The organism is Cedecea lapagei (assembly GCF_900635955.1).
Taxonomy (GTDB): Bacteria; Pseudomonadota; Gammaproteobacteria; order Enterobacterales; family Enterobacteriaceae; genus Cedecea; species Cedecea lapagei.
The window spans coordinates 2,639,237-2,657,989 of the sequence record NZ_LR134201.1 but is presented as its reverse complement, the minus strand read 5'-3'; the positions used below and the strand labels follow the sequence as shown (position 1 = coordinate 2,657,989).

General features: G+C 54.6%; 18 protein-coding genes, 3 tRNA genes and 1 pseudogene. 9 read left to right on the top strand and 13 right to left on the bottom strand.

Annotated elements, in window-relative coordinates:
• Window positions 1–15: 15 nt before the first annotated feature.
• The 5 genes from sufC (at window position 16) to ldtE (ending at window position 4,771) form a co-directional block, all read left to right on the top strand.
• Window positions 16–762: a Fe-S cluster assembly ATPase SufC gene (gene sufC / locus EL098_RS12815; RefSeq protein ID WP_126356559.1), complete on the top strand. Its 747-nt coding sequence runs from the start codon at window positions 16–18 to the stop codon at window positions 760–762.
• On the top strand, window positions 737–2,017 hold the full coding sequence (gene sufD / locus EL098_RS12810; RefSeq protein WP_126356558.1) for a Fe-S cluster assembly protein SufD: 1,281 nt from the start codon (window positions 737–739) through the stop codon (window positions 2,015–2,017). Before sufC ends, sufD begins: the two co-directional genes overlap by 26 nt.
• On the top strand, window positions 2,014–3,234 hold the full coding sequence (gene sufS, locus EL098_RS12805) for a cysteine desulfurase SufS (RefSeq protein ID WP_126356557.1): 1,221 nt from the start codon (window positions 2,014–2,016) through the stop codon (window positions 3,232–3,234). The genes sufD and sufS overlap by 4 nt, the downstream gene beginning before the upstream one ends.
• 11 nt (window positions 3,235–3,245) lie before the next feature.
• The gene (gene sufE, locus EL098_RS12800; protein ID WP_126356556.1) at window positions 3,246–3,662 is read left to right on the top strand and encodes a cysteine desulfuration protein SufE; all 417 of its coding nucleotides are present in this window, start codon (window positions 3,246–3,248) and stop codon (window positions 3,660–3,662) included.
• A gap of 110 nt (window positions 3,663–3,772) precedes the next feature.
• On the top strand, window positions 3,773–4,771 hold the full coding sequence (gene ldtE, locus EL098_RS12795) for a L,D-transpeptidase LdtE (RefSeq protein WP_126356555.1): 999 nt from the start codon (window positions 3,773–3,775) through the stop codon (window positions 4,769–4,771).
• Between the two features lie 66 nt (window positions 4,772–4,837).
• On the opposite strand, the gene EL098_RS12790 is transcribed toward ldtE, so the two are convergent.
• The 3 genes from EL098_RS12790 to EL098_RS12780 all read right to left on the bottom strand — a co-directional run bounded on the left by EL098_RS12790 (window position 4,838) and on the right by EL098_RS12780 (window position 7,243).
• Window positions 4,838–5,074, bottom strand: a complete 237-nt coding sequence (locus tag EL098_RS12790) for a major outer membrane lipoprotein (protein WP_008456504.1) — start codon at window positions 5,072–5,074, stop codon at window positions 4,838–4,840.
• A gap of 308 nt (window positions 5,075–5,382) precedes the next feature.
• Complete coding sequence (pykF, locus tag EL098_RS12785; protein ID WP_126356554.1) at window positions 5,383–6,795, bottom strand: pyruvate kinase PykF; 1,413 nt, start codon at window positions 6,793–6,795, stop codon at window positions 5,383–5,385.
• A gap of 371 nt (window positions 6,796–7,166) precedes the next feature.
• Window positions 7,167–7,243, bottom strand: a tRNA-Val gene (locus EL098_RS12780).
• Between the two features lie 287 nt (window positions 7,244–7,530).
• Here EL098_RS12780 and EL098_RS12775 point away from each other — a divergent pair.
• Window positions 7,531–7,929, top strand: a complete 399-nt coding sequence (locus tag EL098_RS12775; protein WP_126356553.1) for a RidA family protein — start codon at window positions 7,531–7,533, stop codon at window positions 7,927–7,929.
• A 34-nt stretch (window positions 7,930–7,963) separates the two neighbouring features.
• Here EL098_RS12775 and EL098_RS12770 read toward each other — a convergent pair whose 3' ends face one another.
• The 5 genes from EL098_RS12770 to mdtK form a co-directional block, all read right to left on the bottom strand.
• Window positions 7,964–8,104, bottom strand: coding sequence for a hypothetical protein (locus EL098_RS12770; RefSeq protein WP_096754119.1), 141 nt, complete (start codon window positions 8,102–8,104; stop codon window positions 7,964–7,966).
• Window positions 8,105–8,225: 121 nt separating this feature from the next.
• Complete coding sequence (locus EL098_RS12765; protein WP_126356552.1) at window positions 8,226–8,588, bottom strand: hypothetical protein; 363 nt, start codon at window positions 8,586–8,588, stop codon at window positions 8,226–8,228.
• Window positions 8,589–8,688: 100 nt separating this feature from the next.
• Window positions 8,689–8,765, bottom strand: a tRNA-Val gene (locus tag EL098_RS12760).
• Between the two features lie 16 nt (window positions 8,766–8,781).
• Window positions 8,782–8,858, bottom strand: a tRNA-Val gene (locus tag EL098_RS12755).
• 154 nt (window positions 8,859–9,012) lie between these two features.
• Entirely contained in the window at window positions 9,013–10,386 is a 1,374-nt protein-coding gene (mdtK, locus tag EL098_RS12750; RefSeq protein ID WP_126356551.1) for an MdtK family multidrug efflux MATE transporter, read from the bottom strand.
• Window positions 10,387–10,623: 237 nt separating this feature from the next.
• On the opposite strand from mdtK, the gene EL098_RS12745 reads away from it, so the two are divergent.
• Window positions 10,624–11,268, top strand: coding sequence for a riboflavin synthase subunit alpha (locus EL098_RS12745; protein WP_126356550.1), 645 nt, complete (start codon window positions 10,624–10,626; stop codon window positions 11,266–11,268).
• Window positions 11,269–11,316: 48 nt separating this feature from the next.
• Here EL098_RS12745 and EL098_RS12740 read toward each other — a convergent pair whose 3' ends face one another.
• From EL098_RS12740 to punC, 3 genes are all read right to left on the bottom strand, one after another.
• Window positions 11,317–12,708 carry a glycoside hydrolase family 1 protein gene (locus tag EL098_RS12740; RefSeq protein ID WP_126356549.1) on the bottom strand — a complete coding sequence of 464 codons (1,392 nt, stop codon included), beginning with the start codon at window positions 12,706–12,708 and terminating at the stop codon, window positions 11,317–11,319.
• 226 nt (window positions 12,709–12,934) lie between these two features.
• Window positions 12,935–14,083 carry a cyclopropane fatty acyl phospholipid synthase gene (cfa, locus tag EL098_RS12735; protein WP_126356548.1) on the bottom strand — a complete coding sequence of 383 codons (1,149 nt, stop codon included), beginning with the start codon at window positions 14,081–14,083 and terminating at the stop codon, window positions 12,935–12,937.
• Window positions 14,084–14,380: 297 nt separating this feature from the next.
• Window positions 14,381–15,583 (bottom strand): purine nucleoside transporter PunC, encoded by a 1,203-nt coding sequence (punC, locus tag EL098_RS12730; protein WP_126356547.1) that lies wholly within the window; start codon window positions 15,581–15,583, stop codon window positions 14,381–14,383.
• 114 nt (window positions 15,584–15,697) lie between these two features.
• Here punC and punR point away from each other — a divergent pair, with 114 nt between their 5' ends.
• Window positions 15,698–16,636 carry a DNA-binding transcriptional activator PunR gene (gene punR / locus EL098_RS12725; protein WP_126356546.1) on the top strand — a complete coding sequence of 313 codons (939 nt, stop codon included), beginning with the start codon at window positions 15,698–15,700 and terminating at the stop codon, window positions 16,634–16,636.
• Here the strand turns inward: punR and purR are convergent.
• Window positions 16,633–17,658, bottom strand: a complete 1,026-nt coding sequence (gene purR, locus EL098_RS12720) for an HTH-type transcriptional repressor PurR (protein WP_126356545.1) — start codon at window positions 17,656–17,658, stop codon at window positions 16,633–16,635. The two genes, punR and purR, sit on opposite strands and share 4 nt — an antisense overlap.
• A 292-nt stretch (window positions 17,659–17,950) precedes the next feature.
• On the opposite strand from purR, the gene cydH reads away from it, so the two are divergent.
• A complete protein-coding gene (gene cydH / locus EL098_RS12715) occupies window positions 17,951–18,040 on the top strand; it encodes a cytochrome bd-I oxidase subunit CydH (protein ID WP_126356544.1) in 90 nt (29 codons plus the stop codon).
• Window positions 18,041–18,095: 55 nt separating this feature from the next.
• Here cydH and sodB read toward each other — a convergent pair.
• Window positions 18,096–18,678, bottom strand: a pseudogene (sodB, locus tag EL098_RS12710) (superoxide dismutase [Fe]).
• Window positions 18,679–18,753 lie beyond the last annotated feature (75 nt).

Below are 18,753 nucleotides of genomic sequence, written 5' to 3'. Positions count from 1 at the left end.
GATTAAGGGAAAACTATGTTAAGCATTAAAGATTTACAGGTCAGCGTTGAGGACAAAGAGATCCTGCGTGGCTTAAACCTCGAAGTGAAGCCGGGCGAAGTTCACGCCATTATGGGGCCGAACGGCTCCGGGAAAAGCACCTTATCCGCCACGCTTGCCGGGCGTGAAGACTATGAAGTGACCGGCGGAACGGTGCAGTTCAACGGTAAAGATTTACTGGAACTGTCGCCGGAAGATCGTTCTGGTGAAGGTATTTTTATGGCCTTCCAGTACCCGGTGGAAATTCCCGGAGTCAGCAACCAGTTCTTCCTGCAAACTGCCCTGAACGCAGTGCGTGAGTACCGTGGTCTTGAGTCGCTGGACCGTTTTGACTTCCAGGACCTGATGGAAGAGAAAATCAAGCTGCTGCAAATGCCGGAAGACTTGCTGACCCGTTCGGTGAACGTGGGCTTCTCCGGTGGTGAGAAGAAGCGTAACGATATCCTGCAGATGGCGGTGCTGGAGCCTGAGCTTTGTATCCTCGATGAAACCGACTCCGGGCTGGATATTGATGCCCTGAAGATCGTTGCCGAAGGGGTTAACTCGCTGCGCGACGGTAAACGCTCATTTATCGTGGTCACTCACTACCAGCGTATCCTCGACTACATCAAGCCGGACTTTGTTCACGTGCTGTATCAGGGGCGCATCGTTAAATCTGGCGATTTTAGCCTGGTGAAACAACTGGAGGAGCAGGGTTATGGCTGGCTTACCGAACAGCAGTAACGGCAACGCGCTCCAGCAGTGGCATCACCTGTTTGAGGCCCAGGGCACGAGCCGCTCGCAGGTTGCTCAGCAGCATATGCAGCTGCTGCTGCGCCTGGGACTGCCAACGCGAAAACATGAAAACTGGAAATACACCCCGCTCGACGGTTTGCTGAACAACCAGTTTGTGCTCGCCCCACAGTCGCCTCTAAGTGGGCCACAGCGTGACGAACTGGCCCTGCCGGTAGACGCGCTGCGGCTGGTATTTGTTGACGGGCGTTTCAGCGCTGAGCTGAGCGACAGTGTGGCAGACAGTGGCTTTGAGATTAGCATCGACGATAATCGCCAGAGTCTGCCAGCGCCGGTTCAGGGAGAGGTCTTCCTGCACCTCACTGAAAGCCTGGCGGAGACGGTGACGCATATCCGCGTGGCGCGTAACGTACAGCCTGAGAAAACCCTGCTGCTTATGCACATCACGCGCGGCAGCGCTGGGCAGGAGATGGCGACAGCGCATTACCGTCACCATCTGGTTCTTGAGCAGGGCGCTCAGGCCACGGTGATCGAACACTTTGTCAGCCTTGACGATGCGGCGCATTTTACCGGCTCGCGGTTTACCGCAGAGGTGGCCGCCAACGCGCAGCTTAGCCACTATAAGCTGGCGTTTGAAAATGCGGCCAGCTACCACTTTGCCCATAACGATCTGCTCATTGAGCGGGACTCGACGGTGAGCAGCAATAGTTTCCTGCTGGGAGCCGCGGTGCTGCGCCACAACACCAGCACGCAGCTCAACGGCGAGAACAATCAGCTGCACATCAACAGCCTTGCGCTGCCGGTGAATAACGAAGTGTGCGATACCCGAACCTGGCTTGAGCACAACAAGGGTTACTGCAACAGCCGTCAGCTGCATAAAACCATCGTGCGTGACAAAGGGCGTGCGGTGTTTAACGGCATGATCAAAGTGGCTCAGCACGCGATCAAAACTGACGGGCAGATGACCAACAACAATCTGCTGCTTGGCCGTCTCGCGGAAGTGGATACCAAACCGCAGCTGGAAATTTACGCCGATGACGTTAAGTGCAGCCACGGCGCAACTATCGGACGTATTGACGACGAGCAGATGTTCTACCTGCGCTCGCGCGGCATTAGCGAACAGGCCGCGCAGCAGATGATTATCTTCGCCTTTGCCGCAGAGCTGACCGAAAGCATCCGCGACGAGGCCTTAAAACAGCAGGTGCTGGCGCGTATCGCCCGGCGCTTTGCAGGGGGCGAGGCATGAGTTTTTCTATTGAGCAGGTCAGGGCAGATTTTCCGATCCTCGGCCGCGAGGTCAACGGCCAGCCGCTGGCCTACCTCGACAGTGCTGCCAGCGCGCAGAAACCACAGGCGGTGATTGATGCCGAGCTTGAGTTCTATCGCAACGGCTACGCTGCGGTGCATCGCGGGATCCACACGCTGAGTGCAGAAGCCACCACGCTGATGGAAAACGTGCGCAGCCAGGCGGCACGCTTTATCAACGCCGCTAAACCGGAAGAAATTGTCTTTGTGCGTGGCACCACCGAGGGGATAAACCTCGTCGCCAACAGCTGGGGCAACGCTAACGTGCAGGCCGGGGATAACATTATCATCAGCGCCATGGAGCACCACGCGAACATCGTGCCGTGGCAGATGCTGTGTGAGCGCACCGGCGCGGAGCTGCGGGTTATTCCCCTGAATCAGGACGGCACGCTGCAGCTTGACGTCTTCCCGACGCTTATCGACGAGCGCACAAAGCTTCTGGCCATTACGCATGTTTCTAACGTGCTTGGTACCGAAAACCCGGTGAAGGAGATGATCGCCACGGCTCATCATGCCGGCGTCAAAGTGCTGGTGGACGGTGCTCAGGCCGTGATGCACCACACGACCGATGTGGCTGCGCTGGATTGCGATTTTTATCTCTTCTCCGGGCATAAAATTTATGGGCCTACCGGCATCGGTGTGCTGTATGTCCGGGAGAGCATTCTTCAGGATATGCCGCCGTGGGAAGGCGGTGGCTCGATGATTGCCACAGTCAGCCTGACGGAAGGCACGACCTACGCCGCAGCGCCATGGCGCTTTGAGGCCGGTACGCCCAACACGGCAGGCATCATTGGGCTTGGCGCCGCATTGAGCTATGTTGAAGGGCTAGGTATGAACGAGATTGGCGAGTATGAGCGATCGTTAATGAGGTACGCTCAAAACGCGCTGAAGGCCGTTCCTGACCTCGTAATATATGGCCCTGACGAACGCCGCGGAGTGATCGCGTTTAATCTCGGTAAACACCATGCTTATGACGTCGGCAGCTTCCTCGATAACTACGGCATTGCCGTTCGCACGGGTCATCACTGCGCGATGCCGCTGATGGCGTTTTACAAGGTGCCCGCCATGTGCCGTGCTGCTTTTGCCATGTACAATACCGAGCAAGAAGTGGATCGCCTGGTCGTTGGCCTGCAGCGTATTCACAGCCTGTTAGGATAACGGAGACGGTCATGGCAACGCTGCCGGATAAAGACAAACTGCTAAAGAATTTCAGCCGCTGTGCGAACTGGGAAGAGAAGTATCTCTATATTATCGAATTGGGCAGCCGCCTGCCGGAACTGTCGGCAGACCAGCACAAACCTGAGAACATTATTCAGGGCTGCCAGAGCCAGGTGTGGATAGTCATGCACCGGCAGCCTGACGGGGGGATCGGTTTTGAAGGCGACAGTGATGCCGCTATCGTTAAGGGACTTATTGCTATCGTCTTTATTCTCTATCAGCAGATGACGCCGCAGGATATTGTGGCATTTGACGTGCGTCCGTGGTTTGAAAAAATGGCGCTCACCCAGCACCTTACGCCGTCCCGTTCACAGGGGCTGGAAGCCATGATTCGCTCAATTCGCAACAAAGCCACCACGCTTACCTAAGTTTAGCTAGACTTAATCATACCTATGGTCCTGTTTTGCGAGGCGGTTTTCTGCCTCGCTTGTCTTTCAGCCTGCTGGCGGCCGCCAGCGCGACTACAGGAATAAAAAGTATGAAATACGCGTCTTTACTCACACTGGCTGTTATCGGCGCGCTTAGCGCTATTCAGCCCGCTTTAGCCCTCGATTATCCCTTACCGCCGGAAGGCAGCCGCCTGATTGGGCAAAACCAGACTTATACCGTCCAGGAAGGGGATCGTAACCTGCAGGCGATTGCCCGGCGTTTTGATACCGGCGCGATGCTGCTTCTGGAGGCGAATAACACCATCGCTCCGGTGCCGAGGCCTGGAACGGTACTGACCATTCCCAGCCAGCTACTGCTGCCCGATGTCCCGCGCGAAGGCATCGTGGTGAATCTGGCTGAATTACGGCTCTACTACTTCCCGCCGGGCCAGAATATTGTCCAGGTCTATCCGATTGGCATTGGCCTGCAGGGGCTGGAAACGCCGCTGATGACGACGAAGATCGGGCAAAAGATCCCTAATCCAACCTGGACACCGACAGCGGGGATCCGCCAGCGTTCGCTGGAGAAGGGGATCAAGCTGCCGCCCGTCGTGCCTGCAGGGCCAAATAACCCGCTGGGGCGCTTTGCCATGCGCCTGGCCTATGGCAACGGGGAGTACCTGATTCACGGCACCAGCGCCCCGGACAGCGTGGGGCTACGCGTTAGCTCCGGCTGCATCAGAATGAACGCGCCGGACATCAAGGCGCTGTTCGAGCAAACAAGGCCAGGAACGCCGGTGCGTGTGATTAACGACCCGGTTAAATTCTCCGTTGAGCCCAACGGCGTGCGCTATGTAGAAGTTCACCGGCCGCTCTCTCAGGATGAGCAGCAGAACACGCAAACCATGCCGTATGTGCTGCCGGTCGGGTTTAGCGAGTTCAGGAGCGGCAACGGCGTGGAGAAAGCCTTGGTTGAGAAAGCTCTGTACCGACGTGCAGGGTATCCGGTGGTGGTGTCTGCCGGGCAAACGCCAGCGGCAACTGCTGCGGTGCAGTCAGCTCAGAATGGTGTAGTGAATGCAGAAGGGGCGACGAGCGTCACGCATTAGCACGGAGAGGTAAACAACAGGCAAAAAAAATGGCGCACATTGTGCGCCATTTTATACCAGTGACTCTTACTTACGGTAAGAGTGAGCCTGGTTGTCCAGACGCTGGTTAGCGCGCGCTGCGTCGTCTTTAGCAGCCTGAACGTCGGAACGCACTGCGTTCACGTCGTTGCTCAGCTGATCAACTTTAGCGTTCAGAGTCTGAACGTCAGAAGACAGTTGATCGATTTTAGCGTTAGAAGAACAACCTGCCAGCATAGTAGAAGCCAGGATTACCGCGCCCAGTACCAGTTTAGTACGATTCATTATTAATACCCTCTAGATTGAGTTAATCTCCATGTAGCGTTACAAGTATTACACAAACTTTTTTGTGATGAGAATAATTTTTTGTTGGGAATACCCCTAAATTTGATCGTTCGCTCAAAGAAGCACCGAACGGAGCCGGAAAGTTAAAAAAAAGAGAGAAAACAGGGGATTTTCATCGGATTCATCTTAAGCAAAACCGGGCTTAAATAGTAAAAGACGATTTGCATTTTTATTAAATCTGTCTGCAAGTGATATAAAAAAAGCGCCCGCAGGCGCTTTTTTGGCAATTATACTTGTTAACAAGTCAATTACAGAACATGCACCGAGGCGGTGTTGGTGGTGCCGCTTGGTACCAGAGCACCAGAAACCATCACTACGATGTCGCCTTTGCGGGCCAGGCCGCTTTCCAGCGCCACTTCTTTACCCAGGCGGTAGAAGTCGTCGGTAGAGGCAATCTCTTTCACCATCTGCGTCACAACGCCTTTGCTCAGCACCAGCTGACGAGCGGTCACTTCGTTGGTGGTCAGCGCCAGGATGGTCGCGTTCGGGAAGTACTTACGCACGGCTTTCGCGGATTTACCGCCCTGGGTAGCCACTACGATCAGCGGGGCTTCCAGTTTCTCTGCGGTTTCAACAGCGCCACGGCAAACGGCTTCGGTGATGCGCAGTTTGCGGCTGTCGTTGTTGTTGTCCAGACGGCTGGTCATCACGCGGTCGGTACGTTCGCAGATGGTTGCCATGATGGTCACAGCTTCCAGCGGGTATTTACCTTTGGCAGACTCACCGGACAGCATAACGGCGTCGGTGCCGTCGATGATGGCGTTAGCAACGTCACCGGCTTCTGCACGGGTAGGGCGTGGGTTTTTGATCATGGAGTCGAGCATCTGGGTCGCGGTGATAACCACTTTACGTGCGCGAACGCATTTCTCGATCATCATCTTCTGCGCGAAGATAACTTCTTCAACCGGGATCTCAACGCCCAGGTCACCACGAGCAACCATGATGCCGTCAGAGGCTTCGAGGATTTCGTCGAAGTTGTTCAGGCCTTCCTGGTTTTCGATTTTGGAGATGATCTGGATCTTCTCGCCGCCGTGGGCCTTCAGGTGCTCACGAATTTCAACCACGTCAGAACGTTTACGGATGAAGGAAGCCGCCACGAAGTCAACGCCTTGCTCACAGCCGAAGATCAGGTCTTGTTTATCTTTCTCAGCCAGCGCCGGCAGTGCGATGGACACGCCCGGCAGGTTAACGCCTTTGTTCTCGCCTAGGTCGCCGTTGTTCAGCACTTTACAGATAACTTTGTTACCTTCGATTGCGGTAACTTCCATGCCGATCAGGCCGTCATCTACCAGCACGGTGTTGCCAACGGACAGGTCGTTGGTGAAACCTTCGTAGGTTACCGCAACGATTTCGCTGTTACCGACCACGGATTTGTCAGTGGTGAAGGTAAAGGTCTGGCCCGCTTTCAGCGCAACGTCGTTGCCGCCTTCCAGCTTGATGGTGCGGATCTCTGGACCTTTGGTGTCCAGCAGGATAGCGGCTTTTTTACCGGTTTTAGCGACGACATTGCGCAGGTTCTTGATGCGCTGACCGTGTTCTTCATAGTCACCGTGGGAGAAGTTCAGACGCATTACGTTCATGCCCGCGTCGAGCATTTTTGTCAGCATCTCTTCAGATTCGGTTTTTGGACCGATGGTGCAAACGATTTTAGTCTTTTTCATGACAGTCTTTTCTATAAGTTGAGGAGGATTGTTAAAACTCGGTTCCGGGAGACAGGGCTGCCGGAGCTTAAAAGAATACTGTGGTGTTGAAAGTGGCACCTGCTAAGGATAGGTGACAGAAATAAAGCGTGCAGAGGAAAGTGTGCTTGTGGTTCAGCCGGGGAAAACGTTAGACGATGTTGTTGTATAAAAAAGGAGTCCAATGAGCTGAAACCATTCAAGTTAGGAACGCGCGTAGTATAGATAAATCTGACCGGAAAAGGAACCAAAACCGCTGCTACAGCGATGGAGTGCACAGTTTTACACCGAGTTGTTACCGGAGAGTTGCCAGAAGTTTGTGGGCTATTAGAGATAATGAAAAGAGAAAGAAATGGTGCGTTCAATTGGACTCGAACCAACGACCCCCACCATGTCAAGGTGGTGCTCTAACCAACTGAGCTATGAACGCACTGAATATAGCTGATAAAACAATAACAAACTGAATTTATTACTGTTTTCACTCCCGCGGCGGAAAGTGACATCATTATGACTGGCGAGGGCGGCGTTGACAAGCCCTGTTTTGTCCGGTTGGTGAATGTTTGAGCTTTTTACTTATTGTTCTGGCAGGCTTTTTAGTGACGCCAGGGTTTAAACGCTCTTTGGGCTAATACAAACATACCTCTGGAGAATTACCCTCATTTTCTTTGAGCATGCGGTGTGCTGACTGCATGCCTTTTGTGATTGGGAGAGACTGCCGTGTCAGACAGAGAAATCATTATGCCGCCGTCAATGCAGGAGCTTGCTAAACGGGCAGGATATGCCCCGGCCGTGGTGGTAGGGAATACGGTTTATTGCGCCGGGCAGGTGGGGCGCACGCCAGATTTACAGGTCATTGCCGACCCAAAATCGCAGTTTATTGCCTGTTGGGAAAACTTGCGTCTCGTGCTGGAAGAGGCCGGCTGCAGTTTCGGGGATGTTGTGGAGATGACCACGTACCACGTCGATATGAAAGAGCATATGGATGTTTTTCGTGAAGTGAAAGATGAGGTTTTCCCTCGTGGTCACTGCGCGTGGACCTGCATCGGCGTAGCTGAGTTGGCACGCCCGGGCCTGCTGGTAGAAGTGAAATGTATTGCGGTAAGAAGAACATCCTGAATAAAAAAACCGGCTGAATAAGCCGGTTCTTTGATTAAATTTTGCAGGCGTCGCCGCAGTCATCGTCGGCCACTACGGCCTGCGCTTTTTTATCTGCGTCTTCCTGGCGCTCGGCGTTGCGCGCTTCCGCTTCATCTAACCCGGAAAAAACCAGATTATCGAGATCGATTTCCATAAGTCACCTGTCATGGTTTAGTAAATAGCTGGCTTTATGATAGGCAACCTTTCGCCCTTTGGCACCCCAAAACAGGGCTCAACGCTCAAAACGCTAAAAATGGTCGCCTTATGAACGATGTTCAAAAGCAGCGGTGCGGGTCGATGCGTTTTCCAACGGCGTAAATAATTTGGCTGTTGGCATCAGCGTTAAAGATGACATACCTGTATTGCGGGCAAAACACTTCCGGTGACTTTTTGCCGCATTCGAGCGTGGTGGACTTTCTTACAATGCCATCGATCTGCACAGAAATATTGGATTTCGGCGCGTCGCAGCTAAAGCCATCCTGCAGGGCTTTTTGCCGGGCGGTATCCAGGCTGAGTCCGACCGCATGGAGGTTATTAACCTCTTTGGCATGGCCGGATTCTGAGACGCGAGCCAGGGTACAACCGTTCAGTGTGACGATCGTCAGGAGGACAAACGTGTAACGCAGAAGGGGGTGCATAAGCTTGCGGTTATCCTGAAAGTGAATAGAGGCAGTTAAGCGGAAGCCAGGATGTTTTGCAAAGGGGATTTAAACAGGAACAGAGAGAATTTAGCAAATATGGTGCGTCCGAGTGGACTCGAACCACCGACCCCCACCATGTCAAGGTGGTGCTCTAACCAACTGAGCTACGGACGCACTGAATATCTGAGAATGGTGCGTTCAATTGGACTCGAACCAACGACCCCCACCATGTCAAGGTGGTGCTCTAACCAACTGAGCTATGAACGCATTGTTGTCCTTGCGGCAACGGGGACGAATATTAGCGATACACCTCGGGGCTTGCAAGGGGAAACTCGCAATTTTATTCCAGATTTCACGCGATTGCCGAGCATCTGCGCAGGATGCTGACAAAGTAGCCGCCGACGCGGCTACTTCTGTTTAATTAACGTGCAGCGCGCTGCAGAATAGTGATGGAAGGCTGACGCTGCAGCCAGCGCATGCGCAACATCATCAGAATAGCGGCTGAGGTCAGGCCGATGATAAAGCCGATCCAGAACCCTGCCGGTCCCATCGGTTCAACCACCCAGTCGGTTAACCCGAGCACGTAGCCGCTCGGCAGGCCGAGCACCCAATAGGCGATAAAGGTAATAAAGAAAATCGAACGCGTATCTTTATAACCCCGCAGCACGCCGCTGCCGATGACCTGAATTGAGTCGGAGATTTGGTAAATTGCCGCCAGCAACATCAGGTGCGCGGCCAGCGCCACAACGGCCGGATTGTCGTTATACAGCAGCGCGATGTGTTCCCGGAAGGTGACGGTAAACAGCGCGGTACACGACGCCAGGCAAATCGCCACGCCAACGCCGGTGCGGGCGGCGACCTGCGCGTCCAGAGTCGACCCCTGGCCAAGACGATAGCCAACGCGAATGGTCACGGCGGCACCTAAAGAGAGCGGCAGGACAAACATCAGCGAGCTGAAATTGAGCGCAATCTGGTGCCCGGCAACGTCGGTAATGCCAAGCGGCGAGACCAGCAGGGCGACCACGGCAAACAGCGTGACTTCGAAGAAGAGCGCCAGCGCAATCGGCAGCCCAAGCTGGCTGAGACGTTTGACCACCGCCCAGTCCGGCTTGCTAAAGCCTCCCGGGTTTTTGATGTCGCGCATCGAGCGAGCTCTCTTGATGTAAGAAAGCATACTGAAGAACATCACCCAGTACACTGCCGCCGTAGCAACGCCGCAGCCCACGCCGCCGAGCTCCGGCATACCAAAATGCCCATAGATAAAGATATAGTTAACCGGGATATTCACCAGCAGGCCGATAAAACCCATCACCATGCCCGGTTTAGTTTTTGCCAGACCTTCGCACTGGTTACGGCCAACCTGGAAGAACAGATAGCCGGGGGCTCCCCACAGCAGCGCACGCAGGTAGCGCACGGCTTTATCCGCCAGTTCCGGATCGATGTTATGCATAGCATGAATAATATGCCCTGCGTTCCACAGCACCACCATCACCAGCACGGAGACCATGCCCGCCAGCCAGAACCCCTGGCGAACCTGATGGGCAATGCGGTCACGTCGCGCCGAGCCGTTAAGTTGCGCAACCGTTGGCGTTAAGGCCAGCAGCAGCCCGTGGCCAAACAGAATGGCGGGCAGCCAGATTGAAGTGCCAATGGCGACGGCCGCCATGTCGGTGGCGCTGTAGCCGCCGGCCATCACGGTATCGACGAATCCCATTGCAGTTTGTGCTACCTGAGCGATGATGACAGGTATCGCCAGGGCAAGGAGCTGGCGAGCTTCGGTGAGGTACTTCTGCATAGTTACACCTGATTATTTTTATATGTACGAGAGACTAAAAAAGCCGCCAAAACAGGCAGCAAGAAGATGAACAGGGGAGATAGCCAGTCTATTGTAGCGAGAGTTTATTTCTGCGCCAGTCAAAAATATAGCCTGAGCACGAGGAGCGCTGGCAAGCTTATTTTCCAACTGATAAAGTGCGAAAATCTCTGTTAAAGGCGGTGGCGTTACCGTCTGTGAATTGCCAGGAGTTTTTAGATGTTTACAGGTATTGTGCAGGGCACGGCTACCCTGGTTTCCATCGATGAGAAACCGAACTTCCGCACCCACGTTATTGATATGCCGACTGAAATGTTGCCGGGTCTGGAAACCGGGGCCTCAGTAGCCCACAACGGCTGCTGCCTGACGGTGACCGAAATTGACGGGAATCGCGTCAGCTTTGACCTGATGAAAGAGACGCTGCGTATTACCAATCTCGGCGAGCTAGGCGTTGGCGACAGCGTAAACGTAGAGCGTGCGGCAAAATTTAACGACGAAATCGGCGGCCATTTAATGTCGGGGCATATTATGACCACGGCCGAAATTTCTAAAATTCTGACCTCGGAAAATAACCGCCAAATCTGGTTTAAGATTCAGGATAAAGCCCTGATGAAATATATCCTTTATAAAGGATATGTCGGCATCGACGGTATTAGCCTGACGGTGGGTGAGGTAACCGCTACCCGTTTTTGCGTACATCTGATCCCTGAGACGCTGGAGCGGACTACGCTGGGCGCGAAAAAGCTGGGGCAGCGTGTGAACATTGAAATCGACCCGCAGACTCAGGCGATAGTCGATACCGTTGAACGCGTACTGGCGAGCCGCGAAGCGGCGCTGGTGGCGGCAATCCCTGCCAGCGAATAACTGTTTTCCAGCCATAAAAGAGGGGGCCATTTGGCCCCATTCTGTTGATTAATCCTGGTCGTTAAACCCGTTTTCTGCGGCGGTTTTCATAAACCATTCGCCGCTTTTCTTGATGGTGCGCTGCTGGGTATTAAGATCCAGCGACACAAAGCCGTAGCGGTTTTTGTAGGCGTTGCACCATGACCAGTTATCAATGAAGGTCCACATATGGTAGCCAAGGCAGTTGCTGCCTTCGCTGATGCCTTTATGCAGCCACTTCAGGTGGTCGCGAACAAAATCGATGCGGTAACCGTCGTCTATTTGCCCGTCCTTGATAAAACGCTGCTCGTTTTCCACGCCCATGCCGTTTTCTGAAATGTAGCAGGCCGGGTTGCCGTAGTTTTCACGCAGGTTGGTCAGGATGTCGTAGATCCCGCGTTCGTAAATTTCCCACCCGCGGTAAGGGTTCATTTTGCGGCCGGGCATCTCGTAGGACTCAAAGAACCACTCCGGCATAAACGGGCTTTCCGGGTTGACGAGCGTATCGCGGCATTTGATACGGCGTGGCTGGTAGTAGTTGACGCCGAGCAGATCTACAACGCCTGCGGCGAGCAGGGCTTTATCTTCAGGCTGACAAATCGGCAGCTTATCGTGCTGTTTCAGGAAGGCGACCAGTTCAGCAGGATATTCCCCGCGCAGCGCCGGGTCGAGGAAGCTGCGGTTAAACATCAGGTCAGCCAGGTTTGCCGCCTTCACGTCCGCCGGGTTTTGTGAGCGAGGATAAGAGGGCGTCAGGTTAAGAATGATGCCAATCTGGCCGTCATCTTGACGCGCGTGGTAGGCCTCAACCGCTTTAGCGTGGGCGAGCATGGTGTGGTAGGCGACGGTTACCGCGCGATTGAAATCCACCACGTTAGGGTAGTGGTAGTCGTAAAGGTAGCCGCACTCAACCGGAACAACCGGCTCGTTAAAGGTAAACCAGTGCTTTACGCGGTCGCCGAACAGTTCAAAGCAGGTATTGGCGTAGGCGGCATAAGCGTCAACCACCTCACGGCTTTCCCAGCCCCCTTTTTCCTGCATCACCATTGGCATATCAAAATGGTAAAGGTTAATAAACGGCTTGATGCCCTGGGCTAGCAGCTCGTCGATGACCTTATTATAGAACTCCACCGCCAGCGGGTTGATTTCGCCGGTGCCGTCAGGGATCAGCCGAGCCCAGGAAATTGAGGTGCGGAAAGTATTATGGTTGAGCTTTTTCAGCAGGGCGATGTCCTGCTTCCAGCGCTGATAGAACGTGGAGGTGTTTTGCGGCCCGACGCCGTGATGGAAACGGTTAGGCTGCTCGGCGAACCATCGATCCCAGATGGTTTCAGACTTGCCAAAATTCAGCGCTTCGCCTTCGGTTTGTGGGCCGGAAGCGGCGCTGCCCCACCAGAAATGCTCAGGAAATGCGTATTTCATCGTTATCCTCACGGTCAGGCCCGTCATCTCCGACGGGCAATCATTTATCCAGTCAATGTTATGATTGTCTGTGATTGATGAAACCGGTTTCTATGACGGGAAACGATATCTGTTAAGCAGATCATGCCGCCATGCTGATACTGGACAAAACCTGTGAGGTTAATCACATAGGTGCGCAAGGAGAGACAATCAGAAGGGAAGAAACCCGGCAAACGCCGGGCCTGAATTAGCGAGGAACGCGCAGACCGTGCTCGATGCCGCGGCTGAAGACTACCTGCCAAAGCTGGATATCACGCGCCCGGAAAGCACCGGCGCAGGCGTTCAGGTAGTAGCTAAACATTCTTTTAAAGCGTTCAGAGTAATTGTCGGCGATTTCCGGCCAGCTGGCGAGAAAACGTTCGTGCCACGCCATCAGCGTTTTGTCATAGTCGGCGCCGAAGTTGTGCCAGTCCTCCATCACAAAATGAGGTTCGCTGGCGTCGGCAATCTGCCGCACCGACGGCAGGCAGCCGTTAGGGAAAATATATTTGTTAATCCACGGATCGACATTGTTGTCGGTCTTTTTGGAACCTATTGTGTGCAGCAGGAAAATGCCGTCTGGTTTGAGATTGCGGTCGGCAACCTCGAAGTAGGTGGCATAATTTTTTGGCCCAACGTGCTCAAACATGCCGACGGAGACAATGCGGTCGAATTGTTCGTTGAGGTCGCGGTAGTCCTGCAAAAGGATGGTGACATCCAGCCCTTTGCAGCGCTCCTGCGCCATTTTTTGTTGCTCTGCGGAGATGGTAACGCCAACTACCGAGGCACCGTAGTGGCGTGCCGCAAATTCGGCCAGCCCGCCCCAGCCGCAGCCGATATCCAGCAGCTTCATGCCGGGCTTGAGCTGCAGTTTTTCGCAGAGCATTTTGAGCTTGGCGTCCTGCGCTTCACTGAGCGTGGTGGCCTCTTTCCAGTAGCCGCAGGAGTACTGCATGTGCTTGTCCAGCATTCGGCTGAACAGGTCATTGCCGAGATCGTAATGCTCTTTGCCGACTATCCAGGCACGTTTCTTCGACTGCAGGTTAACCAGCTTTGCCGCCGCGATGCGCAGGGTATCTTTGAAATGATGGGGAAGCTGATTTTCCAGCCCGGCGCGGAGGACTTTGGTGAAAAAGATATCCAGCCGTTCGCATTCCCACCAGCCGTCCATATAGCTTTCGCCGAGGCCAAGGGAACCTTCCTGCAGAACGCGTTTAAAAAAGTCCGGGTTTTTAACCTGAATATCAAAAGGATTTGGGCCGTTAAGCGTGATACCTGCGCGGCTCAACATTTCATTTGCGATACGATACCATTCGTTATCTCGTACGCTCACTTCTTCTATACACGATGAACTCATAGCTTCTCCATCACCTTGTTGTGATCAGAACCTTAAAACAGCGTAGACGCTATTCACGGCTTGTGAGAACTCTCACGGAAAATTCCGCGTGCCTGATATCCGACGTTGAACAGAGAAAGGAGGGATTCTCCCTTACTGAAAGGCCATCCATGGAAAAACGGAAGCGCTCCGGCTCCCGCAAAAATAAAATTGATAAGGCTTATCGTAGAACCGCAATTACTATAAGCCTGTTTTATTGAGGGTTCAACGGAATATTGTTAGCAGACTAATCACACAACATTCACATTATCGCCCTGGTTACTGTGCGCGTGAAAGCTCGCTGCGGGCCGGACTTCTCGCCTCATGACCGGCGCTGCGCTGAAGACCGTAGCCCAGCAGGGCCAGCAGGATTGTCGCCAGCATCACGCTGGTGGTGGTGATAAGCGGGGTTGTCACCAGCCAGGAAACCATCAGGCTTGCGAGGAAGCAGAGGCCAAGCTGCAGGGTGTTTTGCAGCGCCGCAGCTTTGCCGGTGGCCTGAGGGAACGGCAGCAGGGCCGAGGCAACCACGATAGGGTAGATAGCACCGTTTGCCGCGGCCATGACGCAGAACGGGATCAGCAGCAGAGTCAGGCTGGCGTGTCCGCTGACCGCTACGCTCCAGGTAGCCACGACGCTCAGGGCGAACAGCGCGAGCAGCCACGGCAGCAGCCGTTTGCCATTCCATTTTTGCAGCGCGCTGCGGCAGCCATAGCCGCCAATCAGAAAGGCGACCGTCTGTGGCATGTAGCTCAGGCCAATCGCCGCCGAACTGTAGCCCATCTCATTAAGGATAAACGGCGAGCCGGTGAGCCAGGCGAAGAAGCTGGCAGAGCAGGCGGCGTAGATCAGCACGTTGCCGCCGTAAACGCGGGAGCGTAATAAAGAGAAGAAGCTAACCTTGTTGTCTTCAGTTTGTGCGTGGTGCTGAGTACGAGGCTTGAGCCGCAGCGTCGGGATCATCAGCAGCAAAGCGATGGCGAACAGCACGGCAAAAATAGCCTGCCACTCAAAATGGTTCAGCAGCCAGCTTCCGAGCAGCGGCGCCAGCGCCGGAGAAAGGCCAACCAGCGGCATGATGGTAGCAAAAATACGGCCTGCGCGGCTGGCGGGATAATAGTCAGTCACCAGCGCCTGCCAGCTGACTGCGGCGGAACAAACCCCCACGGCCTGAATAAAGCGCAGGACCAGAAGCAGGGTTGCATCCCGTACCCAAAGCATCCCGATGCAGCCGACGGCAAACATCGCCAGGCCAATCAGCAGAATCGGTTTACGCCCGAAGCGATCGGAGAGCGGCCCCCATATTAGCTGGGCAAAAGCAAAGCCCGCCAGGAACAGGCTCAGGCTGGCGCTCACCGCCGAGGCGTCAGTCCCCAGGTCTTGCTGAATGGCGGCGAAGGCGGGCAGGTACATGTCGGTAGCCAGGAAGCCCAGCACGCTGAGTCCCGCGAGCCAGATAAGAAATCCCTTTGATGGTTGCATATTTCACTCTTATTTTTGATAGCAGGTTAACGGGGCAGGAGTCTACGGAGTGCAAAACCGCTTGTGAAACGCTAATATTTGCGCAGTGCATTCAAAAATTTTGCAGGCATAAATATGTGGTCTGAATATTCACTGGAAGTCGTGGACGCCGTGGCGCGCAACGGCAGCTTTAGCGGTGCTGCCCAGGAGTTGCATCGCGTGCCTTCTGCCATCAGCTATACGGTGCGTCAGCTTGAAGAATGGCTTGCCGTGCCTCTGTTTGTGCGGCGTCATCGTGACGTTGAGCTGACCGTCGCCGGGGCCTTTTTTCTCAAAGAAGGGCGGTCTGTTATCAAAAAAATGATGGCAACCCGTCAGCAGTGCCAACAGATTGCCAACGGCTGGCGCGGCCACCTGTCCATTGCGGTAGACAATATCGTGAAGCCCGAGCGAACCCGCCAGCTGGTGCTGGATTTTTACCGTCACTTTCCGGACATTGAGCTTAGGGTGTCTCAGGAGGTGTTCAACGGCGTGTGGGACGCGCTGGCGGACGGGCGAGTCGAGGCGGCCATAGGCGCGACGCAGGCAATTCCGGTAGGGGGACGCTACGCCTTTCGGGACATGGGGGCGCTAAGCTGGCGCTGCGTGGTATCGGCAGATCATCCACTTGCGCAACAGCAGGATATTATCCTTGATGACGACATTCGGCCATGGCCGTCGCTGGTGCTGGAGGATACGTCTCGCTCGTTGCCCAAGCGTATTACGTGGCTTCTGGACAACCAGCGCCGTGTGGTGGTGCCGGACTGGGCGTCGGGTGCGGATTGCCTGACGGCAGGATTATGCATCGGCATGGTGCCGGCGCACATAGCGAAACCCTGGCTCGATCGCGGGGACTGGAAAGCGCTTAAGCTGGAGAACCCGTTTCCGGATGCGGCCTGTTGCCTGACGTGGCGGCAGGATGATGCTTCGCCCGCGCTGAGCTGGCTGCTGGACTATTTAGGAGACAGTGAGACGATGAATCAGGAGTGGCTGCAGGAGCCAGGAAAAAAATCCCCAGCCCCTGAAGAGGCTTAGCGGCGGTAGTCGCGGAAAGGACCGTCGGCCACCGAGCGGCGTTCGATGAGGCGCGGGTGAACTTCGATGGTCTGCGACTCTTCGCGTTTGTTGATAATTCTATCGAGCAGCATATTAAAGGCCGTTTCGCCCAGGCGCTCTTTCGGCTGATGAATTGTGGTCAGCGCCGGGGAGAAGTAGCGGGCGTTGCGCACGTTATCGTAGCCGATAATCGAGATATCCTGCGGCACGCGCAGCCCCATCTCATCCGCTGCGCAAATGGCGCCCATCGCCATAATATCGCCGCCGCAGAAGACAGCGGTAGGGCGTTGCGGCTGATTAAGCAGCTGCTGCATGGCGCGATAGCCCGATTCCGGCTCGAAGTCGCCCTGAACTACCCAGTTATCCGGCACCTTGATGTTAGCTTCTTCAAGAGCCTTGAGGAAACCGGCATGGCGACCGCCGCCCGTGTTGCGCTCCAGCTGGCCTGGGATGGCGCCGATGTCGCGATGCCCACGTTCAATCAGGTAGCGGCCGGCGAGATAGCCGCCGTGGAAGGCGTTATCGACGACGGAGTCGGTAAAGTCAGCACGTGCTTCGCCCCAGTCCATCACCACCATAGGAATATGGCGGTACTCTTCCAGCGTGGAGAGCAGGGTATCCGGGTATTCGGAGCACATCACCAGCAGGCCATCGACACGCTTTTGCGCCATCATCGACAGGTAGGCACGCTGCTTTTCGAAATTGTTGTGCGCATTGCCGAGGATCAGGGTGTAGCCTTTGGCGAAGCAGCTGTTCTCCACCGACTCAATAATTTCAGCAAAGTAGGGTGCTTCGCTGGAGGTCGCGAGCAGGCCAATAGATTTGGTGTGGTTGACCTTCAGGCTGCGCGCCACGGCACTCGGCGAATAGTGCAGCTCTTTGATAGCGGCCCAGACGGCGTTGCGCGTCTCTTCCGCCACAAACCGGGTCTTGTTAATGACATGTGACACAGTGGTAGTGGAAACGTTTGCGCGTTTCGCTACGTCCTTGATGGTTGCCATTAGATGTCACTCCAGACCATATCGTAAACTCCTGATAACTCATGTGTTAAACGTTTGCCTTCGCTAACTCCCTGGGCAACGCGTTGGTTGCGGGTCTGTCGGGGAGGCGACATACAGCGGGAGGAGGGCGTTGCCGGGCGAGACGCGGTAAATTAGCGAAGGATTTTGGCTTATCCCGGCGCAAAGTGGAAGAGGAAAAACCGATATCTGTGCAAATCCAGCAGGATTTTTATCGTTAATTGTGGGAAAATCATCCCACTTACACTTTGTAGGGAAATAAAAGGAGCTTACGATGAGTACCGATCTGAAATTTTCCGTGGTGACCACGGTTATCGTACTGGGCCTGATTGTTGCCGGTGCGTTAACAGCCGTAATGCATTGATTCAATAAGGGCCGCAAAAAGCGGCCCTTAACACAGGCAAAAAGAGCCCTGCAGATCAGCCCGCCAGGTTTTGCGCAACAAAATTCCAGTTTACCAGCGCCCAGAAGTGATCCAGATAAACCGGGCGCGCGTTGCGGTAATCGATATAGTAAGCATGTTCCCACACATCTACGGTCAGCAGCGGTTTGGCCGCGCTCGTCAGCGGGGTGCAGGCGTTAGACGTAGAGACGATAGCCAGGCTGCCGTCGCCGTTCTTCACAAGCCAGGTCCAGCCGGAGCCGAAGTTTTTGATCGCCGCTTCGGTGAACTGTTTTTTTAAATGCTTCTACGCTGCCGAAGGCGTTGTTAAGGGCGGTTAACACTTCACCGGTCGGTTCTCCACCGGCATTGGGTGCCAGACAGTGCCAGTAGAAGGTATGGTTCCAGACCTGCGCGGCGTTATTGAAAATGCCGCCGTCAGACTCCTTCACGATTGCCTCCAGCGTTTTCCCTTCAAACGGGCTTCCTTTGATAAGGTTATTCAGATTGGTGACGTAGGCCTGGTGGTGTTTGCCGTAGTGATACTCGAGGGTTTCTGCTGAGATATGCGGGGCCAGCGCGTCTTTAGCATAGGGCAGGGCGGGTAGTTCGAACGACATGGCTTCACTCCTTATTATTTGATTCACAATATAACTACATTTTGTGTGGTTATAAGGTTATCAAATTACAGGGGA